Genomic DNA, 21061 nt, shown 5'->3' on the forward strand with positions numbered 1-21061 from the left:
TCAAGACCAGATGGAACGGTCGCCCAGCACCTCGGCCAGGCGGGTGGAGATCGCCTCCAGCAGCTTCCCGCCCTTTTCCGCGCTGGCGCGGCGGGCGTCGCCGATCACGCCGCTCTCGCTGACCGCGCGGAAGCTGCGCTGCATCACCAGCCCCTTGGGCTGCGCCGGCGGGCGGGTGGTGTGCGGGCCATGGGCGTTGGGCAGTTGTTCCGCCCGCATGGTGCCGGTGGTCAGGTGCAGCATCATGCTGGTCTCGGCCTCGCAGGCGTGCATCAGGCCGGGCTGGTCCTCCAGGATCGGGGCGAACACCTCGGGCGCGATGTACCAGTAGGTGCCGCCCGCGACCTTCATGCCGGTCTCGACGCCGATCTCGGTCACGGCGACCGCGATGGCATCGGTGTTGCCGCCATGGGCGTTCAGCAGCATCAGCCGCTTGAAGCCATGGCGGGCCACGGCGCGGGCGATGCCCTTCAGCACCGCCAGGAAGGTCGGCTGGTCCAGCGTGATGGTGCCGCCGAAGGCCATATGGTGCTCGGCCAGCCCGTGCCAGACCACAGGCAGCACCACCACCCGTTGGCCGGCGGCGGCCAGCTTCGCGGCGGTGGCCTGGGCCACGGCCTCACCCAATATCATGTCGGTGCCGGTGGCGAGGTGCGGCCCATGCTGTTCCAGCGAGGCCACGGGCAGGATGACGAGCGCGTCGGCCAGCGCGGCCTCACGCAGTTCGGGCGCCGTCAGGCGCATCCAGGCGGTTTCGGTCATGCCCCTATTCTGCGCGCAGACCCGCCTGGCGCACCACCCCCGACCAGCGCTCCAGCTCGGCGGCCATGTGCAGGCGCATCGCCTCCCGGCTGCCGCCCATGGGCGTCGCCCCCAGCTCCCGCAGGCGCTGGCGCAGGGCCTCCCCGCGCAGGGCCTGGGCGAAGGCCGCGTTCAGCGAATCGAGCACGGAGGCGGGGGTGCGGGCCGGGGCCAAGATGCCGAACCAGCTTTCCACCGCCATGCCCTGCACCCCGGCCTCCGGCAGGGAGGGCACGTCTGGCAGCTCCGGCGCGCGGCTGTCGCTGGCCACGACCAGGGCGCGGATCGCCCCGCTGCGGATATGCGGCAGAATGGAGGGCAGGTTGTCCATGAACATGTCCACCCGCCCCGCCACGATATCCGTCAGCGCGGGGCCGGAGCCGCGATAGGGCACATGGATCAGCTGCATGCCCAGCCGCTGCGCGATCAACTGCGGGGCCAGGTGGTTGGAGGAACCGCTGCCTGAACTGGCCTGGGTCAGGGGCTGGCGGACGGCGAGCCCCACCAGGCCACGGAAATCCTCCACCGGCAGGTCACGGCGCACGGCCAGCACGTTCCGCACGGAGGCCGTGAGGATCACGGGCGCGAAATCCGCCATCAGATTGTAGCCGGGATTGGCGTAGAGCGCCGGATTCGCGCCGCAGGGCCCGAAGGCGCAGGCGACCAGCGTGGTGCCGTCGGGGGTCGAGCGCGCGGCCTCGGCCATCGCGATGTTGCCGTTGGCCCCGCCCCGGTTCTCGATGACGATGCCGCGCGGCGTGGCGGGCGAAGCGGCCTCGGCCACCACGCGCGCGACCAGATCCGTGGAGCCGCCGGGCGGATAGGGCACGATCAGCCGGATCACGCGATCAGGCAATTCGGCGGCGGCGGGTGTGACGATGGCGATGGCGCACAGCGCGGCCAAGGCCCGGAAACTCCGGCGCATGGCATCCTCCCTCACGTGTTCTTGCGAGGGAGGCTAGGCCATGCGCGCGGGGCTATGCCATCAGAAACGATAGCGGACCGAGGCGCCGATCACGAACGGGTTCAGGTTCGCGCGGGTGTGGATCAGGCCGCTGTTCACCGAAACGCCCGGCTGCATGTTGATCCACTTCACGTCGAGGTTCGCCAGCCAGTGCGGCGTGATCTCGTAGTCCACGCCGGCGTTCAGCGCGATGCCCGCCGTGGTGTTCACCCGCACGCGGTTCACCGGGGCCGTCATGGCGCCGCCGTAGCCGTAGAAGAAGGTGGTGTTCACGCCCACGCCCACATAGGGGCTGATGCGCGACGCCGGCAGCGGGTGGTACTGGAAGGTCACGGTCGGCGGCAGCGCCCACACCCGGCCCAGATTCACGTTGCCCAGCGCGGAGTTGCGCACCTGCAGATCATGGCGCGACGTCGCCGCGATCAGGTTCACCGAGATGTTCCGCGAGAAGAAGTAGCTGATATCCACCTGCGGCGTGGCGCTGGCCGAGGCATGGGCCGTGCCGCCGATCAGTTCCACCCGGTTGCTGCCGTTGGTCGGCACCACGCCGATGGCACCCAGGCCCAGCACGATATCGCCCGCCTGCTTGCCGCGCGGCGCGTCCTGCGCCATCGCGCTGCCGCCCGCCAGCAGCATCCCCGCGGCGGCCATTCCAACCAGGCCCGCGGCCTTCAAACCATATGACATGACCTCAACCCTCTCCATCTCATGCCCCCCCTCGCTGTCGCAGCGCGGGTCCGGCTGAGGCTTGGCTACGCCCAGGGCCTTGTTATCGCTTTGAGACAGATCAACGAATTATTTGTCTCCCGCACCTGTTGCAGAGCTGCCACAGTGTCACCGCCGGCCCCCCGCGCTTGACCCCGGGCGCGCGCCGCCGCAAGGATCGGGGGCCATGATCCTGCTCATCGACAATTACGACAGCTTCACCTTCAACCTCGTCCATTTCCTGGGAGACCTGGGAGCGGAGGTGAAGGTCTGGCGTAACGACGCGCTGTCCGTGCAGGACGTCTTCGCGATGCGGCCCGACGCGGTGCTGCTCTCCCCGGGCCCCTGCACGCCGAACGAGGCGGGCATCTGCCTGCCGCTGATCGCGGCCGCCGCCGAGGCGAAACTGCCGTTGATGGGCGTGTGCCTGGGCCACCAGGCCATCGGCCAGGCCTTCGGCGGGGACGTGATCCGCGCGCCGGAGCCCGTCCACGGCAAGCTGTGGGAGATGACCCACGACAACACCGGCCTGTTCGCCGGCATCCCCTCCCCCTTCCGCGCCACGCGCTACCATTCCCTGATCGTCGACCGCGCCACCCTGCCCGCCTGCCTGCGGGCCAATGCCTTCACCGATGACGGCCTCATCATGGGCCTCGAACACCGCGAACTGCCCATCTGGGGCGTGCAGTTCCACCCCGAGAGCATCGCCTCCGAGCACGGCCACGCCATGCTGGGCAATTTCTGCCGCATGGCCGGGGCGAAGGTGGACGCATGAACAGCCTGAAACCCGTTCTCGCCCGGCTGGCGCTGGGCGAGAAGCTGGCGGAGACGGAGGCCGAGGCCGCCTTCTCCATCATCATGGCCGGCGAGGCGACGCCCGCGCAGATCGCGGGGCTGCTGATGGCCATGCGCGTGCGCGGGGAAACGGTGGCAGAGATGACCGGCGCCGTGCGCGCCATGCGCGCGCGCATGATCCCGGTCGAGGCCCCGCCGGGCACCATCGACATCGTGGGCACGGGCGGCGATGCCTCCGGCAGCCTGAACATCTCCACCGCCACCTCCCTGGTGGTGGCGGGGACAGGCGTGAAGGTGGCCAAGCATGGCAACCGCGCGCTTTCCAGCAAATCCGGCGCCGCGGACGCGCTGTCCGCCCTCGGCCTGAACATGGACGTGCCGCTGGAGCGCCTGCCGGGCATTCTGGCCGATATCGGCATGGTGTTCCTGATGGCGCCCCGCCACCACGCCGCCCTGCGCCACGCGGGCGGCGCGCGGGTGGAACTGGGCACCCGCACCATCTTCAACCTGCTCGGCCCGATGGCGAGCCCGGCGCGGGTGAAATACCAGCTCACCGGCGCCTTCTCGGCCGAATGGCTGCGCCCGATGGCCGAGGCGCTGGGCCGGCTGGGCAGCGAGCGCGCTTGGCTGGTGCACGGCCAGGGGCTGGATGAGATCGCGCTGTCCGGCCCCACCCAGGTGGTGGAGCTGGACCAGGGACGAATCCGCGAATTCAGCATCAGCCCCGCCGATGCCGGGCTGCGGGAAGCCCCCCCCGAAGCCATCAAGGGCGGCGAGCCCGCCGAGAATGCGGCCGCCCTGGTGGCGCTGCTGGATGGCGCGCCGGGCGCCTATCGGGACATCGTGCTGCTGAACGCGGCCGCGGCCCTGATCGTCGCCGGCCGTGTCAACTCCTTGCCCGACGGGGCCGCCATGGCCGCGCGGAGCATTGATAGCGGGGCCGCCCGCACTGTATTGCACCGCCTTCAGATCGCGACCCAGGCCCCATGAACCTTCCCGCCCCCCAGCTGCACCTGCCGCCCGAGCTCCCCGACACGCTCGCACGCATCATCTCCGACAAGTACCGCGAGGTGGAGGCGCGCAGCGCCGAGCGGAGCCTCTCCGACATCGAGCGCGCCGCGAAGAATGCGGGCCCCACCCGCAATTTCGTGGGCGCGCTGTGCGACGCGATGGCCGAGGGCCGCCCCGGGTTGATCGCCGAGATCAAGCGCAAATCGCCCTCGGGCGGGCTGATCCGGCCGGATTTCGACCCGGCCGCGATCGCCGCCGCCTATCAGCGCGCGGGGGCCGCGTGCCTGTCCGTGCTGACGGACGAGCCCTGGTTCGGCACCACCCCGGCCGACCTGCAGGCCGCCCGCGCCGCCTGCGCCCTGCCGGTGCTGCGCAAGGATTTCATGATCGACCCGTGGCAGGTGTTCGAGGCCCGCGCGATGGGCGCGGACTGCATCCTGCTGATCATGGCCGTGCTGTCCGATGCCCAGGCCCAGGAACTGACCGAGCTGGCCCGCAGCCTGGACCTGTGCGTGCTGGTCGAGGCCCATGACGAGCGCGAGTTGGAACGCGCCCTGGGGCTGGATGTGCGGCTGGTGGGCATCAACAACCGCGACCTGCGCACGCTGAAGACCGACATCGCCACCACCGAGCGCCTGGCCCCCATGGTGCCCGCGCACAAGATCCCGGTGGCCGAGAGCGGCCTGCGCACGGCGGCCGACGTGCAGCGCATGGCCATGGCCGGCGCCCATTGCCTGCTGGTGGGCGAACACCTGCTGCGCGAGCCCGATATCGAGGCCGCGACCCGCGCCTTCCTGGGCGGCTGAGGGCGGCTGATGAGCGGCTTCACCCATTTCGACGCGGCTGGCCGCGCCGCGATGGTGGATGTCTCGGCCAAGGACGAGACGGCGCGCGTGGCCGTGGCGCGCGGCCGGGTGGTGATGGCGCCCGAGACCCTGGCCCGCATCCTGGAAGGGCAGATGGGCAAGGGCGATGTGCTGGGCGTGGCCCGCATCGCCGGCATCATGGGGGCCAAGCGCACCTCGGACCTCATCCCGCTCTGCCACCCGCTGATGCTGTCCAAGGTGACAGTGGATTTCACCCCGGAACCGCCCGATGCCATCGCCATCGAGGCGCTGGTGAAGCTGACCGGCAAGACCGGCGTGGAGATGGAGGCGCTGACCGCCGTCACCGTCGCCGCACTCACCATCTATGACATGTGCAAGGCCATCGACCGCTCCATGCGCATCGAGGATGTGCGGCTGGTGCTGAAGGATGGCGGCAAGTCCGGCCGGTTCGAGGGCGCATGATCCCGGTTTCCGAAGCGCGCGACCGCATCCTCGCGACCCTCTCGCCCACCCCCGCCGAGACCGTGCCGCTGGCCGTGGCGGCCGGCCGGGTGCTGGCGCGGCCGGTGCGGGCACGGCTGACCCAGCCGCCCGCCGCCGTCTCGGCCATGGATGGCTATGCCGTGCGCGCCACGGATGCGACCGATGGCGCGATCCTGGCCGTGGTGGGCTCGGCGCCCGCGGGCCATCCCTATGCCGGCGTGGTGGGGCCGGGCCAGGCGGTGCGCATCTTCACCGGCGGCTTCATCCCCACCGGCGCCGACGCCATCCTGTTGCAGGAAGACGCCGCCGCGATGGGCGAGCAGGTGGCGGTGCGCGAAACCGTGGCCGAGGGCCGCTGGATCCGCCCCGCCGGCCTCGATTTCACCGCCGGCGAAACCCTGCTGGAGCAGGGCCGGAAGCTGACCGCCCGCGACATCGGCCTGGCGGCGGCGGCGAACCACCCTTGGCTGGCGGTGCACCGCGCCCCGCGCATCGGCATCCTGGCCACCGGCGACGAGATCGCCCTGCCCGGCGAGCCGATCCCCGAGGGCGGCATCGTCAGCTCCAACGCCCATGCCCTGGCGGCGCTGGTGCGGGCCGCGGGCGGGGAGCCCGTGGTGCTGCCCATCGCGCCCGATGACGAGGCCGCGATCATCGCGCTGGCCGCCGACGCGCGCGGCTGCGAGATGCTGGTGACCACGGGCGGGGCCAGCGTGGGCGACCACGACCTGGTGCAGAAGGCGCTCGGCCCCCAGGGCTTCGCGCTGGATTTCTGGAAGATCGCCATGCGCCCCGGCAAGCCGCTGATCTGGGGCCGGCTGGGGGAAACGCCGCTGCTGGGCCTGCCGGGCAACCCGGTCTCGGCACTGGTCTGCGCCGTGGTGTTCCTGCTGCCGGCGCTGCGCGTGCTGCAGGGCCAGCCCGGCGGCGCCACCCCCACCCACACCGCCATCCTCGGCGCGCCCCTGCCGGAGAACGACCGGCGCGAGGATTATATGCGGGCCTCCCTCTCGGCCGACGGGCGGGTGGTGACGGCGTTCAAGCGCCAGGATTCCTCCATGCTCAAGACCCTGGCGCGGGCGGAGGCGCTGGTGATCCGCGCCCCCCACGCCCCCGCCCTGCCGGAGGGCGCGGAAGTGGAGATCATCCGTTTGGATGAGTTAGGGATATAATCTGGGGAAAACCCTTGACCCGGCTTCGGGAACCTTTCTAGAACATCCGCACTGATTCCCGGTTTGTTCGAGAGGAAGCCCGTCCATGCTGACGCGCAAGCAGCATGAGCTGCTGATGTACATCCACCGGCACCTCAACGAGACCGGCTACTCGCCTTCCTTCGAGGAAATGAAGGAGGCGCTGGACCTGAAATCCAAATCCGGCATCCACCGCCTGATCACGGCGCTGGAGGAACGGGGCTTCCTGGTCCGCCGCGCCCACCGCGCCCGCGCGCTGGAAGTGGTGCGCATGCCCGAGGATCTGGGCCCGCGCCGTGGCGCCGCCCCCGCCGCGAAGGAAGCGGCGCCCCCCGCCGCCCCCACCAATGTGGTGCCCTTCCGCCCCACCCCCGCCCCCAGCCAGGATGTGATCCCGCTGCCGCTGTTCGGCCGCATCGCCGCCGGCATTCCCATCGAGGCGATGCGCGACACCGGCAACATGGTGGATGTACCCGCCGCCATGCTGGGCGGCGGCGAGCACTACGCGCTGGAAGTCTCGGGCGATTCGATGATCGAGGCCGGCATCCTGGACGGCGACACCGTGATCATCCGCCGCGACGACGTGGCCGAGAACGGCGCGATCGTGGTGGCGCTGGTGGACCAGAACGAGGTCACGCTGAAGCGGCTGTGGCGCAAGGGCGGCTCCGTCGCGCTGGAACCGGCCAACAAATCCTACGAAACCCGCATCTTCGGCCCGGACCGGGTGCAGGTGCAGGGCAAGCTGGTGGGGCTGCTGCGGCAGTATCATTGATGCGGGCGCTGGCGATGCTGCTGGCGCTGGTCGCCACCCCGGCGCTGGCGCAAACTCCGCCGCCCTATTCGGGCCAGGCCTGGGGGCAGTTCAGCGCACCCACCCCCGGAGCGACGCACATCATCGGCGGCACGGGGCTCGGCTGCATCGCCGGCGCCGTGGCCCTGCCGCCCGATGGGCCCGGCTGGCAGGCCGTCCGCATCTCCCGCAATCGGCACTGGGGCAGCCCGGAGCTGGTGCGCTTCCTGCAGAATTTCGCGGGACAGGCCCAGCGCCAGGGCTTCCCGGCGCTGTGGATCGGCGACATGGGCCAGCCGCGCGGCGGCCCCATGCCCTATGGCCACGCCAGCCACCAGATCGGCCTGGATGTGGACATCTGGCTGGACCTGAACCCCAAGCCCCCGTCCCTGCCCGCGGCGCGCGAGGCCATCGACGTGCCCTCCCTGGTGCTGCCGGACGAAACCGCGGTGGACCCCGCCCGCTTCACCCCGGCCCATGCGGCGCTGATCCGCCTGGCCGCCAGCCAGCCGGGGGTGGACCGCATCTTCGTGAACCACGGCATCAAGCGCAGCCTGTGCCAGATGTTCCCGGGCGCGGACTGGCTGCGCCGCGTGCGCCCCTGGCGCGGCCATGACAGCCACATGCACATCCGCCTGCGCTGCCCGGCCGGCCAGGCCGACTGCCGCGACCAGCCCCCCGTGCCCGCCGGCGACGGCTGCGACGCCAGCCTGGCCTGGTGGCTGAGCGAAGACGCCCGCCGCCCCGCACCGCGCGCCCCAGGGCCGCCGCCCCGGATGCCGGCCCTGTGCGCGGGGGTGTTCGGCGGGCGGTGAGGCTGGGGCGCCGCCCCAGGCCCCGGCAAGGGGCGCTACCCCTTGCATCCCCGCCAGGAGCCGAAAGGCCCCTGGACCCCAGAAGTTGAAAAGCCAGAGAGGGGACAGCGTCCCCTCTCTGGCTTTTCAATAACTCCCGGTTTCCAAAGGCCTCCCGGCCTTTGGCGGGTGTCCAGAGGGCAGAGCCCTCTGGTGGGGGCCAGGGGGCGAAGCCCCCAGCCTTACCGTCCCGCCCGCACCAGCTTGCCCGGCATGGCGCCGGTGGCCTCGCCCTTTTCGAACACGGGCGTGCCCGAGACCATGGTCATGTCGTAGCCATCCACCTTCTGGATCAGCCGGCGCCCGCCGGCCGGCAAGTCATAGACCATATAGGGGTGGTGCAGGCGCAGGCCCTCGAAGTCGATCACGTTGATATCCGCCTTCTTGCCCGGCGCCAGGCGGCCCCGGTCATGGAAGCCGAAGAAATCCGCCGTCTCGCTGGTCTGGCGCTTGATGGCGAATTCCAGCGGCAGCCGGTCGCGGGGGCGGTCGCGCACCCAGTGGGTCAGCATGAAGCTGTTGAGGGAGGCATCGCAGATCACCCCGCAATGCGCCCCCCCATCGGACAGGCCAAGCACCGTGTGCGGGTCCGTCACCATCTCATGCACCACGTCCAGGTCGCCATGGACGTAGTTGGTGACCGGGAAATACAGCATGCGCCCGCCATCGCCGCCGGTCAGGTAGTCGTAGCAAAATTCCTCCGGCGTCTGGCCCGCGACGGCGGCCATGGCGGCGATGCTGCGCTCCGGCGGCGGCTCGTAGTTCGGCGGGTCGCCGAGGACATACATGCGGTCCCAACGGGTCGCGATCTGGCGCGACAGCGGCGGCAGCACGTCCACCAGGCGAGGGGATGCCTCCTGGTTCAGGATCTCGCGCTTCACGGCGGGGTCGCGCAGGCGGGCCAACTGCTCGGCGGGGGAGAGCCCGGCCAGGGCGGCGAAGCCTTCCCGCAGGGCGAACGGGTTCAGCGAGGTGGTCAGCCCCAGGATCAGCCCCACCGGCCGCCCCGCCACCTGGGCGGACATCGGCAGGCCGCGCGCGCGGGCATCGCGCACGCCGTCCATCAGCCGCCGCCAGCGCTGCGGGTCATAGGAGCGGTCGGTCAGCAGGAACCACAGCGGCAGCTTGTTGCGCTCCAGGATGGTGTTCAGCCAGCCGAATTCGGCGGCCTCGTCATCGAAGTCGCTCAGCATGCCGAAGGTGCCGCGCCCGGCCCGGCCCAGCGCATCGCCGATCGCGATCAGCTCCTCATGCTCGGCATAGCGGCCGGGCACCAGTTCGCCCGCCAGCGTCTTGTGCTGGTCGGTGCGGGAGGTGGTGAAGCCGAAGGCGCCGGCGCGGATGGCTTCCTCGGTCAGGCGCGCCATCTCGGCCACATCCTCGGCGGTGGCCATCTCGCGCTGGATCGCGCGGTCGCCCATCACGAAGACGCGCAAGGGGTGGTGCGCCACCTGGGTGCCGACATCGATGGTGCGCGGCAGGCGCTCCAGCGCGTCGAGATATTCGGGGAAGCTCTGCCAATCCCATTTCAGCCCCTCGGCCAGGGCGATGCCGGGGATGTCCTCGACGCCTTCCATCAGGTCGATCAGCGCCTGGTGGTGGGCGGGGCGGACGGGCGCGAAGCCCACGCCGCAATTGCCCATCAGGATGGTCGTGGCCCCGTGCCAGGAGGAAGGGGCGAGCTGGGAATCCCAGGTCGCCTGGCCATCGTAATGGGTGTGGACATCCACCCAGCCCGGGGTGACGAGACGCCCCGCGGCGTTCACGTCGCGCCGGGCGGGGCCGGCCTTGCCGCCGACCGCGGTGATGATGCCATGGTCGATGGCCACATCGCCCACGAAGGCGGGAGCGCCGGTGCCATCCACGATGGTGCCGCCCCTGATCACGGTGTCATGCATTCTTGTTCGCTCCCTCAACCCAAACGGATGTTGCGGCCGCGGATCACCTCGCCCCACAGGGCCGTGTCCGCCGCCTTGTGCCGCGCGAAGCTGGCCGCGTCCCCCGCGATGGGGACGAAGCCGGCCTGGCGCGCGGCCTCCGTCGTTTCCGGCCGGTTCATGTGCTGCAGCGCCAGGGTCTGGACCCGGTCCAGGATGGGCTGCGGCACACCGGCCGGGGCCATCATGGCCCAGTATGTGGCGGTGACGAAACCCTCGATGCCGGCCTCCCGCATGGTGGGCACATCGGGCAGCAAGGGGGAGCGCTCGGCCGAGGTGATGGCCAGCGGCCGGATCATCCCGGTCTGCACCACGGAGCGCACCAGCGCTGCCTCCATGAAGTTCATCGTCACCTCCCCGGCCAGCAGGCCCTGGGTGGCCGGGGCGCCGCCGCGATAGGGCACATGCAGCAATTCGGTGCCGGTGCGGGCCATGAACAGCTCGGTCGCCAGATGGCTGGTGAAGCCGATGCCGGCGGTGGCGAAGCTCAGCTGGCCGGGCCGGGCGCGGGCCAACGCCACCAGATCGGCCACGCCGCGCGCCGGCACATCCCGGTGCACGCACAGGAAGCTGGGGGCGGCGACCAACAGCGCCACGGGCGCGAAGGCCGCCTCATTGTCATAGGGCATGGGGTACAGGTGCGGCGCGATGGCATAGGTGCTGTTGCTGGCGATCACCAGCGTGTGGCCGTCCGGCGCGCTGCGGGCGGCGTATTGCATGCCGATGGTGCCGCCCGCGCCGGGGCGCGCGTCGACCACCACGGGCTGCCCCAGCTCCCGCGCCATGAAATTCGCCAGCGGCCGGCCCAGCGCGTCGCCGGGCCCGCCGGGGGCCACCGGCATCACGATGGTCACGGGCCGCGAAGGCCAGGGCTGCGCCAAGGCGGGCGCGGCCAGCCCCGTGGCCAACAGGCCCGGCAGCATCCGCCGATGCACATGCAGCATGATGACACCCCTTGCCTCAGGTGCCATGCGCCGCGTTTCCCCGCGGCAGAGTGGGCGGGGCCGCCCGCCACCGCAAGCCTGTTTCACGCGGTGGGGCTTGCCAAGCGGCCCGTGCCGCTGTTCAAGGCGCCCCCTCATGAACACGCTCCCCAACGCGCCCGTCATCGGTATCGATTTCGGCACCACCAACAGCGTCGTCACCGCCATCATGCCCGATGGCGGCGTGCGCGTGCTGAAACACGACACCGCCGAGGTGTTCCGCACCGTGCTGTGCTTCTGGATGGGTGAGACGGGGCGCGTGCAGCACGCCGCCGGCCCCGCCGCCATCGAGGCCTATGTCGAGGACCCGCTCGACAGCCGGCTGATCATGTCGATCAAGAGCTATCTGGCGCAGAAAAGCTTCACCGAGACCCGCATCTTCGGCCGCCCCTGGGGGCTGGAGGGGCTGGTGGGGCTGTTCATCTCCGAATTGCTGAAGCCCTTCCAGGATGATGTGGCGGGCGCGCGCGTGGTGGTGGGCCGCCCGGTGCGCTTCGTGGGCGATGCCGCCGATGACGCGCTGGGCGAGGCACGGCTGCGCGCGGGGCTGGGCCAGGCGGGGCTGCATGACGTGCGGGTGGCGCTGGAACCCGCCGCCGCCGGGCATCGCTTCGCCAGCACGCTGGATGCGCCCGCCAATGTGCTGGTCGCCGATTTCGGCGGCGGCACCAGCGACTTCTCCCTGCTGCGGTTCGAGCCCGGCCCGCCGCGCCGGGTGACGGCGCTGGGCCATTCGGGCGTGGGCATCGCGGGCGATGCCTTCGACTTCCGCATCATCGACCATGTGGTCTCGCCGCTGCTGGGCAAGGGCGACAGCTATCGCGTCATGGGCAACCCGCTGCCGGTGCCGCCCAACTGGTATGCCAGCTTCGCCCGCTGGCACCTGCTCTCCCTGATGCGGGCGCCGCGCACGATGCGCGAGATCGCGGACGTGATGCGCACCGCAGAGCAGCCCGAGAAGCTCGCGCATCTGATGCGGCTGATCGAGGATGAGGTGGGCTATGCGCTGTACCGCGCCGTCTCGGGCGTGAAGGCCGCGCTGTCCAGGGCGGAGGAAGCGCGGCTGGAATTCAGCCATGCCGGCTTCGTGGTGGACGCCCCCATCCGCCGCACGGATTTCGAGGCCTGGATCGCCCCCGAGCTGAACCGCATCGCGGGCGCGGTGGACGCAGCCCTGACCGATGCCGGCATGGACGCCCGCGCCGTGGACCGGGTGTTCCTGACCGGCGGTACCTCCCTGGTGCCGGCGGTGCGGCGGATCTTCACCGACCGCTTCGGGGAAGGGCGCGTGGTCGCTGGTGGCGAATTCGTCTCAGTTGCAGAAGGCCTTGCATTAATTGGGAAAAACGGGTAGGAATACTCTTCCGGCCGTTCGCCCGATGCGTCATCCTGTGCCCCGGCGCAGGAGGCCCCCATGCTGAATTTCTCCGAATTGAGCGAACGTGAGGTGCTGGCGCTGGCCGTCTCCCTCGAAGAGGACGACGCCCGCTTCTATCGCGACCTCAGTGAGGTGCTGCGCGAGGACCACCCGGCCAGCGCCAAGCTGTTCGACGCCATGGCGGTGGAAGAGGACGGCCACCGCCACCGCCTGCTCGACCTGTACCGCACCCGCTTCGGGGACCACATCCCGCTGCTGCGCCGGGGCGACATCAAGGGCTTCGTGCACCGCGAACCCATCCGCACCGCCGGCCGCATCGCCCCGGACGACGCGCGTGAGCGCGCCGCCATCATGGAGGCCGAGACCCGCCGCTTCTATCTGGAGGCCGCGACCCGCAGTTCCGATGCCAGCACCCGCCAGCTGCTGGGGGATCTGGCCGCCGAGGAAGGCCGCCATGAGGCCCATGTGGAGCATCTGGAGGCGGAGCTGCTGCCGCATGAGGTGCAGCAGGAGGAACACGAGACCCTGCGCCGCCTGTTCGTGCTGCGCTATGTCCAGCCAGGGCTGGCGGGGTTGATGGACGGCTCCGTCTCCACCCTCGCGCCGCTGTTCGCCGCGGCCTTCGCCACGCATTCCTCGTGGGAGACCTTCCTGGTCGGCATCGCCGCCGCGCTGGGTGCGGGCATCAGCATGGGCTTCGCCGAGGCGCTGTCGGATGACGGCTCCCTGACCGGGCGTGGCAGCCCCTGGATGCGCGGCGGCGTGTGTGGGCTGATGACGACCGTGGGCGGGTTGGGCCATGCCCTGCCCTATCTGCTGCCCAGCTTCACCGCGGCCACCATCCTGGCCGCGCTGGTGGTGGTGCTGGAACTGATCGCCATCGCCTGGATCAGGAACAAGTACATGCACACGCCCCTGCTGCCGACGCTGCTGCAGGTGGTGCTGGGCGGCGTGCTGGTCTTCGCGGTGGGGGTGCTGATCGGGAGCGCGTAGAACGAGGGGGCACCGCCCCCTCCCCGGATCACGCCGCCAGTGCCGCCCCTTCCTGCCGCAGCCGCGGCAGCACATCGCGCCCGAAGCGTTCGATGCCGGCCAGGACCTTGCCCTGCTCCATCCCGGTGAAGCCCGAATAGATGCTGAAATGGCTGGGGCGCAGCACGGCAATGTCGTTGGCCAGGATGCGCGCCACCTTCTCGGCGGAGCCGATGGGCGCGTGTTCCAGCAGCCAGTCGATGCTGGGCTCGCCCTCGAAGGGCACGGAGCGCATCAGCACGCCGTCGCGCGGCGGCACCGGGTCGCGCAGGGACAGGGTGGTGCGGGCCAGGCGCAGCAGCCCTTCGGCGGCGCGGCGCTGCTCGGCGGCGTCATCGGTGACGAAGACATAGCGCTGCAGGCCGAGCGGCATGTCCTTGCCGGTGAAGCCGCCGGCGCGCCACGGCGCCTCGGATTTCGCCTTCAGCGCCAGCGTGTCCTCCGCGCGGCGGAAGCCCTGGCTGACGAAGGCGGTGGCATTGCCCGTGCGGGCGGCGCGCGCCAGCAGCGCGGGGTCGGTGCCGGGGATGAAGATGGGCGGCATCGGGTGGCCATGGATGCAGATGGGGCTGTCCGGCACCTGGAAATGCTTGCCGTCCAGCTGGATGCGGCCGGTGGTCAGGCCCTGCTCCAGAATGTCCCACTGCTCGCTCATGATCTCGGTGCGGGCGGCCAGATCGACGCCGTAGCTGGTGAATTCATGCGGCTGGTGCCCGGTGCCGATGCCCAGCCAGAAGCGGCCCTGGGTCAGCTCGATGGCCATGCCCACTTCCTGCACCATGCGGATGGGGTTGTGCAGCGGCGTGACCAGCACGGCGGGGCCGAGCTTGATGCGCTTCGTCAGCGCCGCCGCATGGGCCACCATCATCAACGGAGAGGCGCAGACGGAGGCGGAGGTGAAGTGGTGCTCCGCGAACCAGGCGCCATCGAAGCCGAGCTTTTCGGCCAGCGGCACGGCGGCGCTGGTCAGGGCGAAGACATGGCCCGGCGTCTCCTCCGCATGGTTGAGCGACATCAGGTTGAACAGAGCGAATTCCATGCGGCCCCCGGGCTTTGCTGCGACAGCGCGATCAGACAAGGGACGAAGTGTAGGACAGACGGCCAGGGCAGGCAGGCGCGAAAGGGGCCTAGCCGGTATGCCGTATGGTGCTTGGCTGGCCGTGCTGCCTGGGCATGGCCGGGTCAGGCCTCGGCGGGTTCGTCTTCCCCGGCGTTGAAGCCCTCGCGCCCCTGCCAGCCCAGCGTGTGGGCCAGTTCATCCAGCCCCACCACGGCATCCGTGGCGCCGCGCACGGCCCGCCCCACGGCGGGGTGCGCCAGCAGACGGGTGCGCCGGTCCGCCGCGCGCAGGCGCAGCAGCAGCGGCACGAAATCCGAATCCGAGGACAGCAGGGTGAATTCGTCGTAGAACACCGGCGCCGTCAGCAGATCCATCGCGTCGATCACGATGCGCAGGTCAGCCGCATTCTTGAAGCGGGTCAGGCGCGGGCAGTCCTGCACCTCGAACCCGGCGCCCATCAGGGCGGGGCGGAAGCGGCTGTAGAAGTGGCGGTAGCTGCCTTCCTCGATATAGCCGGCGGGGTTCATGTAGCAGCGCCGCACCAGCCAGCGGCGCGCCGTGCCGGCGCTCAGCCAGGGCAGCCAGGACTCCGGCTCGCTGGCGAAGCGCAGGGCGACCTCCACCCCCGCCCCCTGCACCAGGCCGGACACCACATTGTCGAAATCGAGGAGCAGGGCCGCGCGGAGCGGCTGCTCCGTGCTTTGGGGGGCTGTCATGCGCTGGCAGTTGCACCCTAACCCTTGACCCTGCAAGCCCTGCCGAGCATGGTCCGGGCCGTTTTGATTCCATCCCATGCCCCTGTGAGGAGCCTCATGCCCGCCATTACCCTGCCCGACGGTTCCGTGCGCCATTTCGACGCGCCGGTGACGGGCACTACCGTGGCGGCCTCCATCGGGCCGGGCCTGGCCAAGGCCGCGCTCGCCATGGTGGTGGACGGCAAGCAGAAGGACCTGTCGGAGGAGATCGCGGCCGACGCCGCCCTGCGCTTCATCACCCGCCGCGACCCCGAGGCGCTGGACTTCATCCGCCACGACACGGCCCATGTGCTGGCCGAGGCGGTGCAGGAGCTGTTCCCCGGCACGCAGGTGACGATCGGCCCGTCGATCGAGAACGGCTTCTACTACGACTTCGCCCGCAACGAGCCCTTCAAGCCCGAGGACTTCCCCGCCATCGAGGCCAAGATGCGCGAGATCATCGCGCGCAACGCCCCGTTCAAGCGCCAGGTCGTCAGCCGCGAGGAGGCCATCGCGCTGTTCGAGGCGAAAGGCGAGCGCTTCAAGGTCGAGCTGATCCGCGACCTGCCGGAAGACCAGGAAATCTCGCTGTATTCGCAGGGCGAATGGACCGACCTCTGCCGTGGCCCGCACATGCCGGGCACGGGCAGCATCGGCTCCGCCTTCAAGCTGATGAAGGTGGCGGGCGCCTATTGGCGCGGCGACCACCGCAACCCGATGCTCAGCCGCATCTACGGCACGGCGTGGCGCGACCAGAAGGAGCTGGACGCCTACCTGCACCAGCTGGAGGAGGCGGAGAAGCGCGACCATCGCAAGATCGGCCGCGAGATGCACCTGTTCCACATGCAGGAGGAAGCGGTCGGCAACGTCTTCTGGCACCCGTCGGGCTGGAAGCTGTACCGCACGCTGGAAGACTACATGCGCCGGCGCCTCGATGCCTCGGGCTATCAGGAGGTGCGCACGCCCCAGCTGGTGGACCGCCGGCTGTGGGAGGCCTCGGGCCACTGGGAGAAGTTCCGGCAGAACATGTTCATCGCCTCGGTCGAGGACAAGGCGGAGGCCGAGCGCGTCAGCGCGCTGAAGCCGATGAACTGCCCCTGCCATGTGCAGATCTTCAACCAGGGTATCCGCAGCTATCGCGAACTGCCGCTGCGCATGGCCGAGTTCGGCGCCTGCCACCGGTATGAGCCCTCGGGCGCGCTGCACGGCATCATGCGCGTGCGCGCCTTCACGCAGGACGACGCGCATATTTTCTGCGAGGAAGACCAGATCGGCCCCGAGACGGTGAAGTTCGTGGCCCTGCTGAGCAGCATCTACGCCGATCTGGGCTTCCCCGAATTCCGGGTGAAGTTCAGCGACCGGCCGGAGACCCGCGCGGGCGACGACGCCACCTGGGACCGGGCCGAGGGCGCGCTGAAGGAAGCCTGCGCCGAGGCGGGTGTCGAGTTCGAACTGAACCCCGGCGAGGGCGCCTTCTATGGCCCGAAGCTGGAATTCGTGCTGCGGGACGCCATCGGCCGCGACTGGCAGTGCGGCACGCTGCAGGTGGATTTCGTGCTGCCGCAGCGGCTGGACGCCGAATACACCGCCGAGGACGGCACCCGCCGCCGCCCGGTGATGCTGCACCGCGCCATCCTGGGCAGCTTCGAGCGCTTCATCGGCATCCTGATCGAGCAATATGCCGGCCGTTTCCCGCTGTGGCTGGCCCCGCGCCAGGTGGCGGTGGCCAGCATCGTCGACGATGCCTCCCCCTATGCGGCGGAGGTGGCGGAGCTGATGCGCAAGCACGGGCTGCGGGCCGAGGCCGATACGCGCAACGAGAAGATCAACCGCAAGGTGGTGGATCATATCGACGCGCGCATCCCCATCCTGGCGGTGGCGGGCCGGCGAGAGGCGGAGGAGCGCACCATCGTGCTGCGCCGCCTGCCGGGCCGCGAGCAGGAGACGCTGCCGCTGGAGGAAGCGATCGCGAGGCTGGCGGCGGAAGCGACCCCGCCCGATCTGGCGCGTTAACCCCGGTGGGGGCGGGTTTTCCGCCCCCTTTCCCCGCTTTCCGTCATTCGGCGTGTGACAACCCGTTGCAGCGGGTTGCACGAATCGCCATACATTCGCCCGAAACATATCAGGAGTCCCGGCCATACCTCGAAGCCCACTGCCCTCCGGCCAGCAACCCCCCAGCCGTGAAGGCCCCCGCGTCAATGAGGACATCCGCGTCCCGCAGGTGCGCCTGATCGACCAGGATGGCGAGATGATCGGCGTTCTGAGCACGCGCGACGCCCTGCTGCGCGCCTACTCCGTCGGTCTCGACCTGCTGGAGATCAGCCCGAACGCCGTGCCGCCCGTGTGCAAGATCACGGATTACGGCAAGTACAAGTACGAGATGGCGAAGAAGGCCAACGAGGCCCGCAAGAAGCAGAAGACGGTCGAGATCAAGGAGATCAAGGTCCGTCCGAACATCGACGACCATGACTACGAGACCAAGATGAAGCAGATGAAGGGCTTCATCGAGGACGGCGACAAGGTCAAGGTGACGCTGCGCTTCCGCGGCCGCGAAATGGCGCACCAGGAGCTGGGCGTGAAAGTGCTGGAGCGCATCCGCACCGAACTCGCCGAAGCCGTGAAGGTGGAATCCATGCCCCGTCTGGAAAACCGCCAGATGATCATGGTGCTGGCGCCGAAATAACCGGCCCTTACGGGCGCGGTGCCTGAATGGGCCCGCGCCTGGGGCCGTTTCTGCGCCCCTGGAGCACGACCGCCACCTCCATGATCGGGGCGGCGCCGATGGCCGCCAGCAGCACGGCCAGCGGCAGGGCGGCGGCGAAGCCCAGCAGGGCAAAGCCCCAGGCCCCCAGCACCCCGCCCCCGAAGAAGCAGCCCAGCAGGCTCGCCAGCAGGCGCAGCTTCGCGCGGTCCGCCCGCACATGCGGGTGCGGGCCCGATCCGCCCTGGTGGCGGTTCCAGTAGAACAGCTTGCCCAGTTCGATCCCGATATCGGTGACGATGCCGGTCATGTGGGTGGTGCGCATGCGCGCGCCCGAGACCTTGGTGATGGTCGCGTTCTGCAGCCCCATGATGAAGCACAGCAGGGGCACGGCGGCGGCGGTGAAGCCCAGCGTGCCGGGCAGCAGCGCGCCCAGCGTGCCGAACAGCGCCAGCAGCGCGGCCTCCAGCAGCATGGGCAGGGAGTATTGCGCCCGCCGCCGGTGCCGGCGCGCCCAGTTGATGAGGACGGCCGAGATGGCGGCGCCGCCCATGAAGGAACCCAGCGCCACCACCCCGCCCCCCACCAGCAGCCAGGCGCCGACCGCCAGATGGTCCGCCATGGCGGAGATGATGCCCGACATGTGCGAGGTGTATTGCCCGATCGCCAGCAGCCCACCCGCGTTCACCGCTCCCGCCACGAAGGTGAGGGTGAGCGCGAGTCGGCGGTCCCGGTCCTCCGTGCGCTCGACGGCGACCAGCTTGCGGACGGGGCGCAGCAGCTGCTGCAGAAGGGAATAGGGATGAATGGCCATCGGAATGCCGGATGCTGGCACAGCGGCGGCCTCAAGTCACCGATGCGCGCCCTTAACGGAAGGCACAGGTGAAGCGGATCTGCTGACCCACGGTGCTGGGCGTGGGCGCGCCGGTGCCGGCCGGGTTGTTCACCTGCAGCGCCAGCAGGGTGATGTCCTTCTGCTGATAAGCGCTCAGGTCGAAGCGGGCGACCGGGCGCAGCACGGTGAAGTTCCCGATGCGCGCGATGGACAGCATCGTGGCCGTCATGGCGCGCCGGCTGGGATCCGCGTTCTGGAACTGGCCATGATACTCCACCAAGGCCATCCGGCCGTTGGACATGACGTTGCTGTAGAAGGAATTGGCCACCAGGGCGCCGTTGCAGTAGCGGACCTGCTGCGCGGCGGCGGGGGTGGCGACGGCAGCGACGACACAGGCGGCGGCGAAGGCGGTCTTGGTGAAGGTCATGGCGCTCTCTCCCGTCCCTGCATCGGGACCGATGCGGCGGAGTGTGGCGGAGGCGCACAGGCGACGCCATGCGATGGAGGCTATGGGGGCGATAGGGGCGGGCCTCACGGCGGCATAGCGGCAGATGGGCCGGCTTGATGCATGTCATGGCCCGCATATGCATCCGGCGCGATAAGCGAGGCATGAGCAGCCTGGACGCCCTTCTCGCCGCATTGTCGCACCCGGCCCGCCGCCAGGCGCTGCGGCTGCTGGAGTGGCGCGCGGAACTCTGCCTGTGCGAGGTGATGGCGCATCTGCGGACCGGCCAGTCCACCATGTCGCGGCATATGGCGACACTGAAGGAAGTGGGCCTCGTGCTGGACCGGCGCGATGCGCAATGGGTGCGCTATCGCCTCAACCCGGCTGTCCCGGCGGATCTCGGGCAGGTCGTCCGCGCCGTGCTCGATGCGGAGCCGGCCGCGCGGCAACACGACGAAAGGAGCGCGGCATGAGCGCCACCACCCTTCCCCCCCGCCATCAGCGCGACAACCCGCTGCGCTGGCTGGCGGCCACGGCGGCGGCCCTGGCGCTGTGGGCGCTGTTGTACGCCCAGCTCGCGCCGTTTTCGGAATGGGCGGCCGGCCTGCTGCCGCTCGCCCCCGGCAGCCGCGCCCATGAGGCCCTGAAGTTCTTCATCTATGACACGCCGAAGGTGCTGCTGCTGCTGACGCTGGTGGTGTTCGCCATGGGCGTGGTGCGCTCCTTCTTCTCGCCGGAGCACACGCGCGCCCTGCTGGCCGGCCGGCGTGAGGGCGTGGGGAACATCGCCGCCGCCGGGCTGGGGGTCGTCACGCCGTTCTGCTCATGCTCCGCGGTGCCGCTGTTCATCGGCTTCGTCTCCGCCGGCGTGCCGCTGGGCGTCACCTTCTCCTTCCTGATCGCGGCCCCGATGGTCAATGAGGTGGCGCTGGGGCTGCTGTTCGCGCTGCTGGGCTGGAAGGTGGCCCTCACCTATCTGGGCTTCGGGCTCGGCGTCGCGGTGGTCGCGGGCTGGGTGATCGGGCGGCTGAAGCTGGAATCCTGGCTGGAGGATTGGGTGCGCAACGTGCGCGCCGGCGCGGTCGAGCTGCCTTCCGCCGACATCAGCGTGGCCGACCGCATCAGGGCGGGCATCGAGGCGGTGAAGGACATCGTCGGCAGGGTCTGGCTATGGATGATCGCGGGCATCGCCGCGGGCGCCTTCATCCATGGCTATGTGGCGGCCGATCTTCTCGCCTCGATCATGGGCCGGAACGCCTGGTGGTCGGTGCCGGCGGCGGTGCTGCTGGGCATTCCCATGTATTCCAACGCCGCCGGCATCATCCCGGTGGTCGAGGCCCTGATCGGAAAGGGGGCGGCGCTGGGCACCGTGCTCGCCTTCATGATGAGCGTGATCGCGCTGTCGCTGCCCGAGATGATCATCCTGCGCAAGGTGCTGAGCCTGAAGCTGATCGCCGTGTTCGTGGCGGTGGTGGGCTGCGGCATCCTGGGCGTGGGCTTTCTGTTCAACCTGCTGTTCGCCTGACAAGGAGACGA

Annotated in this window: 22 protein-coding genes; 13 read left to right on the forward strand and 9 right to left on the reverse strand. The window is 70.1% G+C overall.

The window, feature by feature from the left end; translation table 11 throughout:
- Genes GT007_RS02575 through GT007_RS02585 form a run of 3 tightly spaced genes read right to left on the reverse strand, consistent with a single transcriptional unit; the run spans position 1 to position 2452 of the window.
- The gene (locus GT007_RS02575; RefSeq protein ID WP_160119981.1) at positions 1–762 is read right to left on the reverse strand and encodes a creatininase family protein; all 762 of its coding nucleotides are present in this window, start codon (positions 760–762) and stop codon (positions 1–3) included.
- 4 nt (positions 763–766) lie between these two features.
- The gene (locus tag GT007_RS02580; protein ID WP_160119982.1) at positions 767–1726 is read right to left on the reverse strand and encodes a Bug family tripartite tricarboxylate transporter substrate binding protein; all 960 of its coding nucleotides are present in this window, start codon (positions 1724–1726) and stop codon (positions 767–769) included.
- Between the two features lie 60 nt (positions 1727–1786).
- Positions 1787–2452: an OmpW/AlkL family protein gene (locus GT007_RS02585; RefSeq protein ID WP_236571451.1), complete on the reverse strand. Its 666-nt coding sequence runs from the start codon at positions 2450–2452 to the stop codon at positions 1787–1789.
- A gap of 205 nt (positions 2453–2657) precedes the next feature.
- Between GT007_RS02585 and GT007_RS02590 the strand changes: the two genes are divergently transcribed.
- The 7 genes from GT007_RS02590 (at position 2658) to mepA (ending at position 8381) form a co-directional block, all read left to right on the forward strand.
- Positions 2658–3245: an anthranilate synthase component II gene (locus GT007_RS02590; RefSeq protein ID WP_160119984.1), complete on the forward strand. Its 588-nt coding sequence runs from the start codon at positions 2658–2660 to the stop codon at positions 3243–3245.
- Positions 3242–4255, forward strand: a complete 1014-nt coding sequence (gene trpD, locus GT007_RS02595) for an anthranilate phosphoribosyltransferase (protein WP_160119985.1) — start codon at positions 3242–3244, stop codon at positions 4253–4255. Before GT007_RS02590 ends, trpD begins: the two co-directional genes overlap by 4 nt.
- The gene (trpC, locus tag GT007_RS02600; protein ID WP_160119986.1) at positions 4252–5082 is read left to right on the forward strand and encodes an indole-3-glycerol phosphate synthase TrpC; all 831 of its coding nucleotides are present in this window, start codon (positions 4252–4254) and stop codon (positions 5080–5082) included. The genes trpD and trpC overlap by 4 nt, the downstream gene beginning before the upstream one ends.
- Before the next feature lie 9 nt (positions 5083–5091).
- Positions 5092–5565: a cyclic pyranopterin monophosphate synthase MoaC gene (gene moaC, locus GT007_RS02605; protein WP_160119987.1), complete on the forward strand. Its 474-nt coding sequence runs from the start codon at positions 5092–5094 to the stop codon at positions 5563–5565.
- On the forward strand, positions 5562–6758 hold the full coding sequence (locus GT007_RS02610) for a molybdopterin molybdotransferase MoeA (protein ID WP_160119988.1): 1197 nt from the start codon (positions 5562–5564) through the stop codon (positions 6756–6758). The genes moaC and GT007_RS02610 overlap by 4 nt, the downstream gene beginning before the upstream one ends.
- A 115-nt stretch (positions 6759–6873) precedes the next feature.
- Positions 6874–7548 (forward strand): transcriptional repressor LexA, encoded by a 675-nt coding sequence (gene lexA, locus GT007_RS02615; RefSeq protein ID WP_457852331.1) that lies wholly within the window; start codon positions 6874–6876, stop codon positions 7546–7548.
- Complete coding sequence (mepA, locus tag GT007_RS02620) at positions 7548–8381, forward strand: penicillin-insensitive murein endopeptidase (RefSeq protein ID WP_160119990.1); 834 nt, start codon at positions 7548–7550, stop codon at positions 8379–8381. The genes lexA and mepA overlap by 1 nt, the downstream gene beginning before the upstream one ends.
- 221 nt (positions 8382–8602) lie before the next feature.
- On the opposite strand, the gene GT007_RS02625 is transcribed toward mepA, so the two are convergent.
- Positions 8603–10318 (reverse strand): N-acyl-D-amino-acid deacylase family protein, encoded by a 1716-nt coding sequence (locus GT007_RS02625; protein WP_160119991.1) that lies wholly within the window; start codon positions 10316–10318, stop codon positions 8603–8605.
- Positions 10319–10332: 14 nt separating this feature from the next.
- Positions 10333–11301 (reverse strand): Bug family tripartite tricarboxylate transporter substrate binding protein, encoded by a 969-nt coding sequence (locus GT007_RS02630; RefSeq protein ID WP_160119992.1) that lies wholly within the window; start codon positions 11299–11301, stop codon positions 10333–10335.
- Between the two features lie 136 nt (positions 11302–11437).
- On the opposite strand from GT007_RS02630, the gene GT007_RS02635 reads away from it, so the two are divergent.
- Positions 11438–12694 carry an Hsp70 family protein gene (locus GT007_RS02635; protein WP_160119993.1) on the forward strand — a complete coding sequence of 419 codons (1257 nt, stop codon included), beginning with the start codon at positions 11438–11440 and terminating at the stop codon, positions 12692–12694.
- Positions 12695–12754: 60 nt separating this feature from the next.
- A complete protein-coding gene (mbfA, locus tag GT007_RS02640; RefSeq protein ID WP_160119994.1) occupies positions 12755–13711 on the forward strand; it encodes an iron exporter MbfA in 957 nt (318 codons plus the stop codon).
- Between the two features lie 28 nt (positions 13712–13739).
- Here the strand turns inward: mbfA and GT007_RS02645 are convergent, their stop codons facing one another.
- Together GT007_RS02645 and GT007_RS02650 are read right to left on the reverse strand one after the other, a co-directional pair.
- Positions 13740–14789, reverse strand: coding sequence for an LLM class flavin-dependent oxidoreductase (locus GT007_RS02645; RefSeq protein WP_160119995.1), 1050 nt, complete (start codon positions 14787–14789; stop codon positions 13740–13742).
- A 143-nt stretch (positions 14790–14932) separates the two neighbouring features.
- Positions 14933–15526: an NYN domain-containing protein gene (locus tag GT007_RS02650; RefSeq protein WP_160119996.1), complete on the reverse strand. Its 594-nt coding sequence runs from the start codon at positions 15524–15526 to the stop codon at positions 14933–14935.
- Positions 15527–15622: 96 nt separating this feature from the next.
- On the opposite strand from GT007_RS02650, the gene thrS reads away from it, so the two are divergent.
- On the forward strand, positions 15623–17557 hold the full coding sequence (gene thrS, locus GT007_RS02655; RefSeq protein ID WP_160119997.1) for a threonine--tRNA ligase: 1935 nt from the start codon (positions 15623–15625) through the stop codon (positions 17555–17557).
- 139 nt (positions 17558–17696) lie between these two features.
- Positions 17697–18227 carry a translation initiation factor IF-3 gene (infC, locus tag GT007_RS02660; RefSeq protein WP_160120063.1) on the forward strand — a complete coding sequence of 177 codons (531 nt, stop codon included), beginning with the start codon at positions 17697–17699 and terminating at the stop codon, positions 18225–18227.
- Between the two features lie 7 nt (positions 18228–18234).
- On the opposite strand, the gene GT007_RS02665 is transcribed toward infC, so the two are convergent.
- Positions 18235–19059 (reverse strand): YoaK family protein, encoded by an 825-nt coding sequence (locus GT007_RS02665; protein WP_160119998.1) that lies wholly within the window; start codon positions 19057–19059, stop codon positions 18235–18237.
- 52 nt (positions 19060–19111) lie between these two features.
- Positions 19112–19507 (reverse strand): hypothetical protein, encoded by a 396-nt coding sequence (locus tag GT007_RS02670; RefSeq protein ID WP_160119999.1) that lies wholly within the window; start codon positions 19505–19507, stop codon positions 19112–19114.
- A 182-nt stretch (positions 19508–19689) separates the two neighbouring features.
- On the opposite strand from GT007_RS02670, the gene GT007_RS02675 reads away from it, so the two are divergent.
- Positions 19690–19998, forward strand: a complete 309-nt coding sequence (locus GT007_RS02675; protein WP_160120000.1) for an ArsR/SmtB family transcription factor — start codon at positions 19690–19692, stop codon at positions 19996–19998.
- Entirely contained in the window at positions 19995–21050 is a 1056-nt protein-coding gene (locus tag GT007_RS02680) for a permease (protein WP_160120001.1), read from the forward strand. Before GT007_RS02675 ends, GT007_RS02680 begins: the two co-directional genes overlap by 4 nt.
- Positions 21051–21061: the final 11 nt, after the last annotated feature.

It is taken from the genome of Rhodovarius lipocyclicus (assembly GCF_009900765.1).
Lineage (GTDB): Bacteria > Pseudomonadota > Alphaproteobacteria > Acetobacterales > Acetobacteraceae > Rhodovarius > Rhodovarius lipocyclicus.

Coding starts and splice junctions, on each gene's coding strand:
- GT007_RS02585 (WP_236571451.1), bottom strand. CDS start 2,452: ATGTCATATGGTTTGAAGGCCGCGGGCCTGGTTGGAATGGCCGCCGCG.
- moaC (WP_160119987.1), top strand. CDS start 5,092: ATGAGCGGCTTCACCCATTTCGACGCGGCTGGCCGCGCCGCGATGGTG.
- mepA (WP_160119990.1), top strand. CDS start 7,548: ATGCGGGCGCTGGCGATGCTGCTGGCGCTGGTCGCCACCCCGGCGCTG.
- GT007_RS02630 (WP_160119992.1), bottom strand. CDS start 11,301: ATGCTGCATGTGCATCGGCGGATGCTGCCGGGCCTGTTGGCCACGGGG.
- GT007_RS02590 (WP_160119984.1), top strand. CDS start 2,658: ATGATCCTGCTCATCGACAATTACGACAGCTTCACCTTCAACCTCGTC.
- GT007_RS02575 (WP_160119981.1), bottom strand. CDS start 762: ATGACCGAAACCGCCTGGATGCGCCTGACGGCGCCCGAACTGCGTGAG.
- trpD (WP_160119985.1), top strand. CDS start 3,242: ATGAACAGCCTGAAACCCGTTCTCGCCCGGCTGGCGCTGGGCGAGAAG.
- GT007_RS02610 (WP_160119988.1), top strand. CDS start 5,562: ATGATCCCGGTTTCCGAAGCGCGCGACCGCATCCTCGCGACCCTCTCG.
- GT007_RS02625 (WP_160119991.1), bottom strand. CDS start 10,318: ATGCATGACACCGTGATCAGGGGCGGCACCATCGTGGATGGCACCGGC.
- thrS (WP_160119997.1), top strand. CDS start 15,623: ATGCCCGCCATTACCCTGCCCGACGGTTCCGTGCGCCATTTCGACGCG.
- GT007_RS02665 (WP_160119998.1), bottom strand. CDS start 19,059: ATGGCCATTCATCCCTATTCCCTTCTGCAGCAGCTGCTGCGCCCCGTC.
- lexA (WP_457852331.1), top strand. CDS start 6,874: ATGTACATCCACCGGCACCTCAACGAGACCGGCTACTCGCCTTCCTTC.
- trpC (WP_160119986.1), top strand. CDS start 4,252: ATGAACCTTCCCGCCCCCCAGCTGCACCTGCCGCCCGAGCTCCCCGAC.
- mbfA (WP_160119994.1), top strand. CDS start 12,755: ATGCTGAATTTCTCCGAATTGAGCGAACGTGAGGTGCTGGCGCTGGCC.
- GT007_RS02680 (WP_160120001.1), top strand. CDS start 19,995: ATGAGCGCCACCACCCTTCCCCCCCGCCATCAGCGCGACAACCCGCTG.
- GT007_RS02675 (WP_160120000.1), top strand. CDS start 19,690: ATGAGCAGCCTGGACGCCCTTCTCGCCGCATTGTCGCACCCGGCCCGC.
- GT007_RS02645 (WP_160119995.1), bottom strand. CDS start 14,789: ATGGAATTCGCTCTGTTCAACCTGATGTCGCTCAACCATGCGGAGGAG.
- GT007_RS02635 (WP_160119993.1), top strand. CDS start 11,438: ATGAACACGCTCCCCAACGCGCCCGTCATCGGTATCGATTTCGGCACC.
- GT007_RS02670 (WP_160119999.1), bottom strand. CDS start 19,507: ATGACCTTCACCAAGACCGCCTTCGCCGCCGCCTGTGTCGTCGCTGCC.
- GT007_RS02580 (WP_160119982.1), bottom strand. CDS start 1,726: ATGCGCCGGAGTTTCCGGGCCTTGGCCGCGCTGTGCGCCATCGCCATC.
- GT007_RS02650 (WP_160119996.1), bottom strand. CDS start 15,526: ATGACAGCCCCCCAAAGCACGGAGCAGCCGCTCCGCGCGGCCCTGCTC.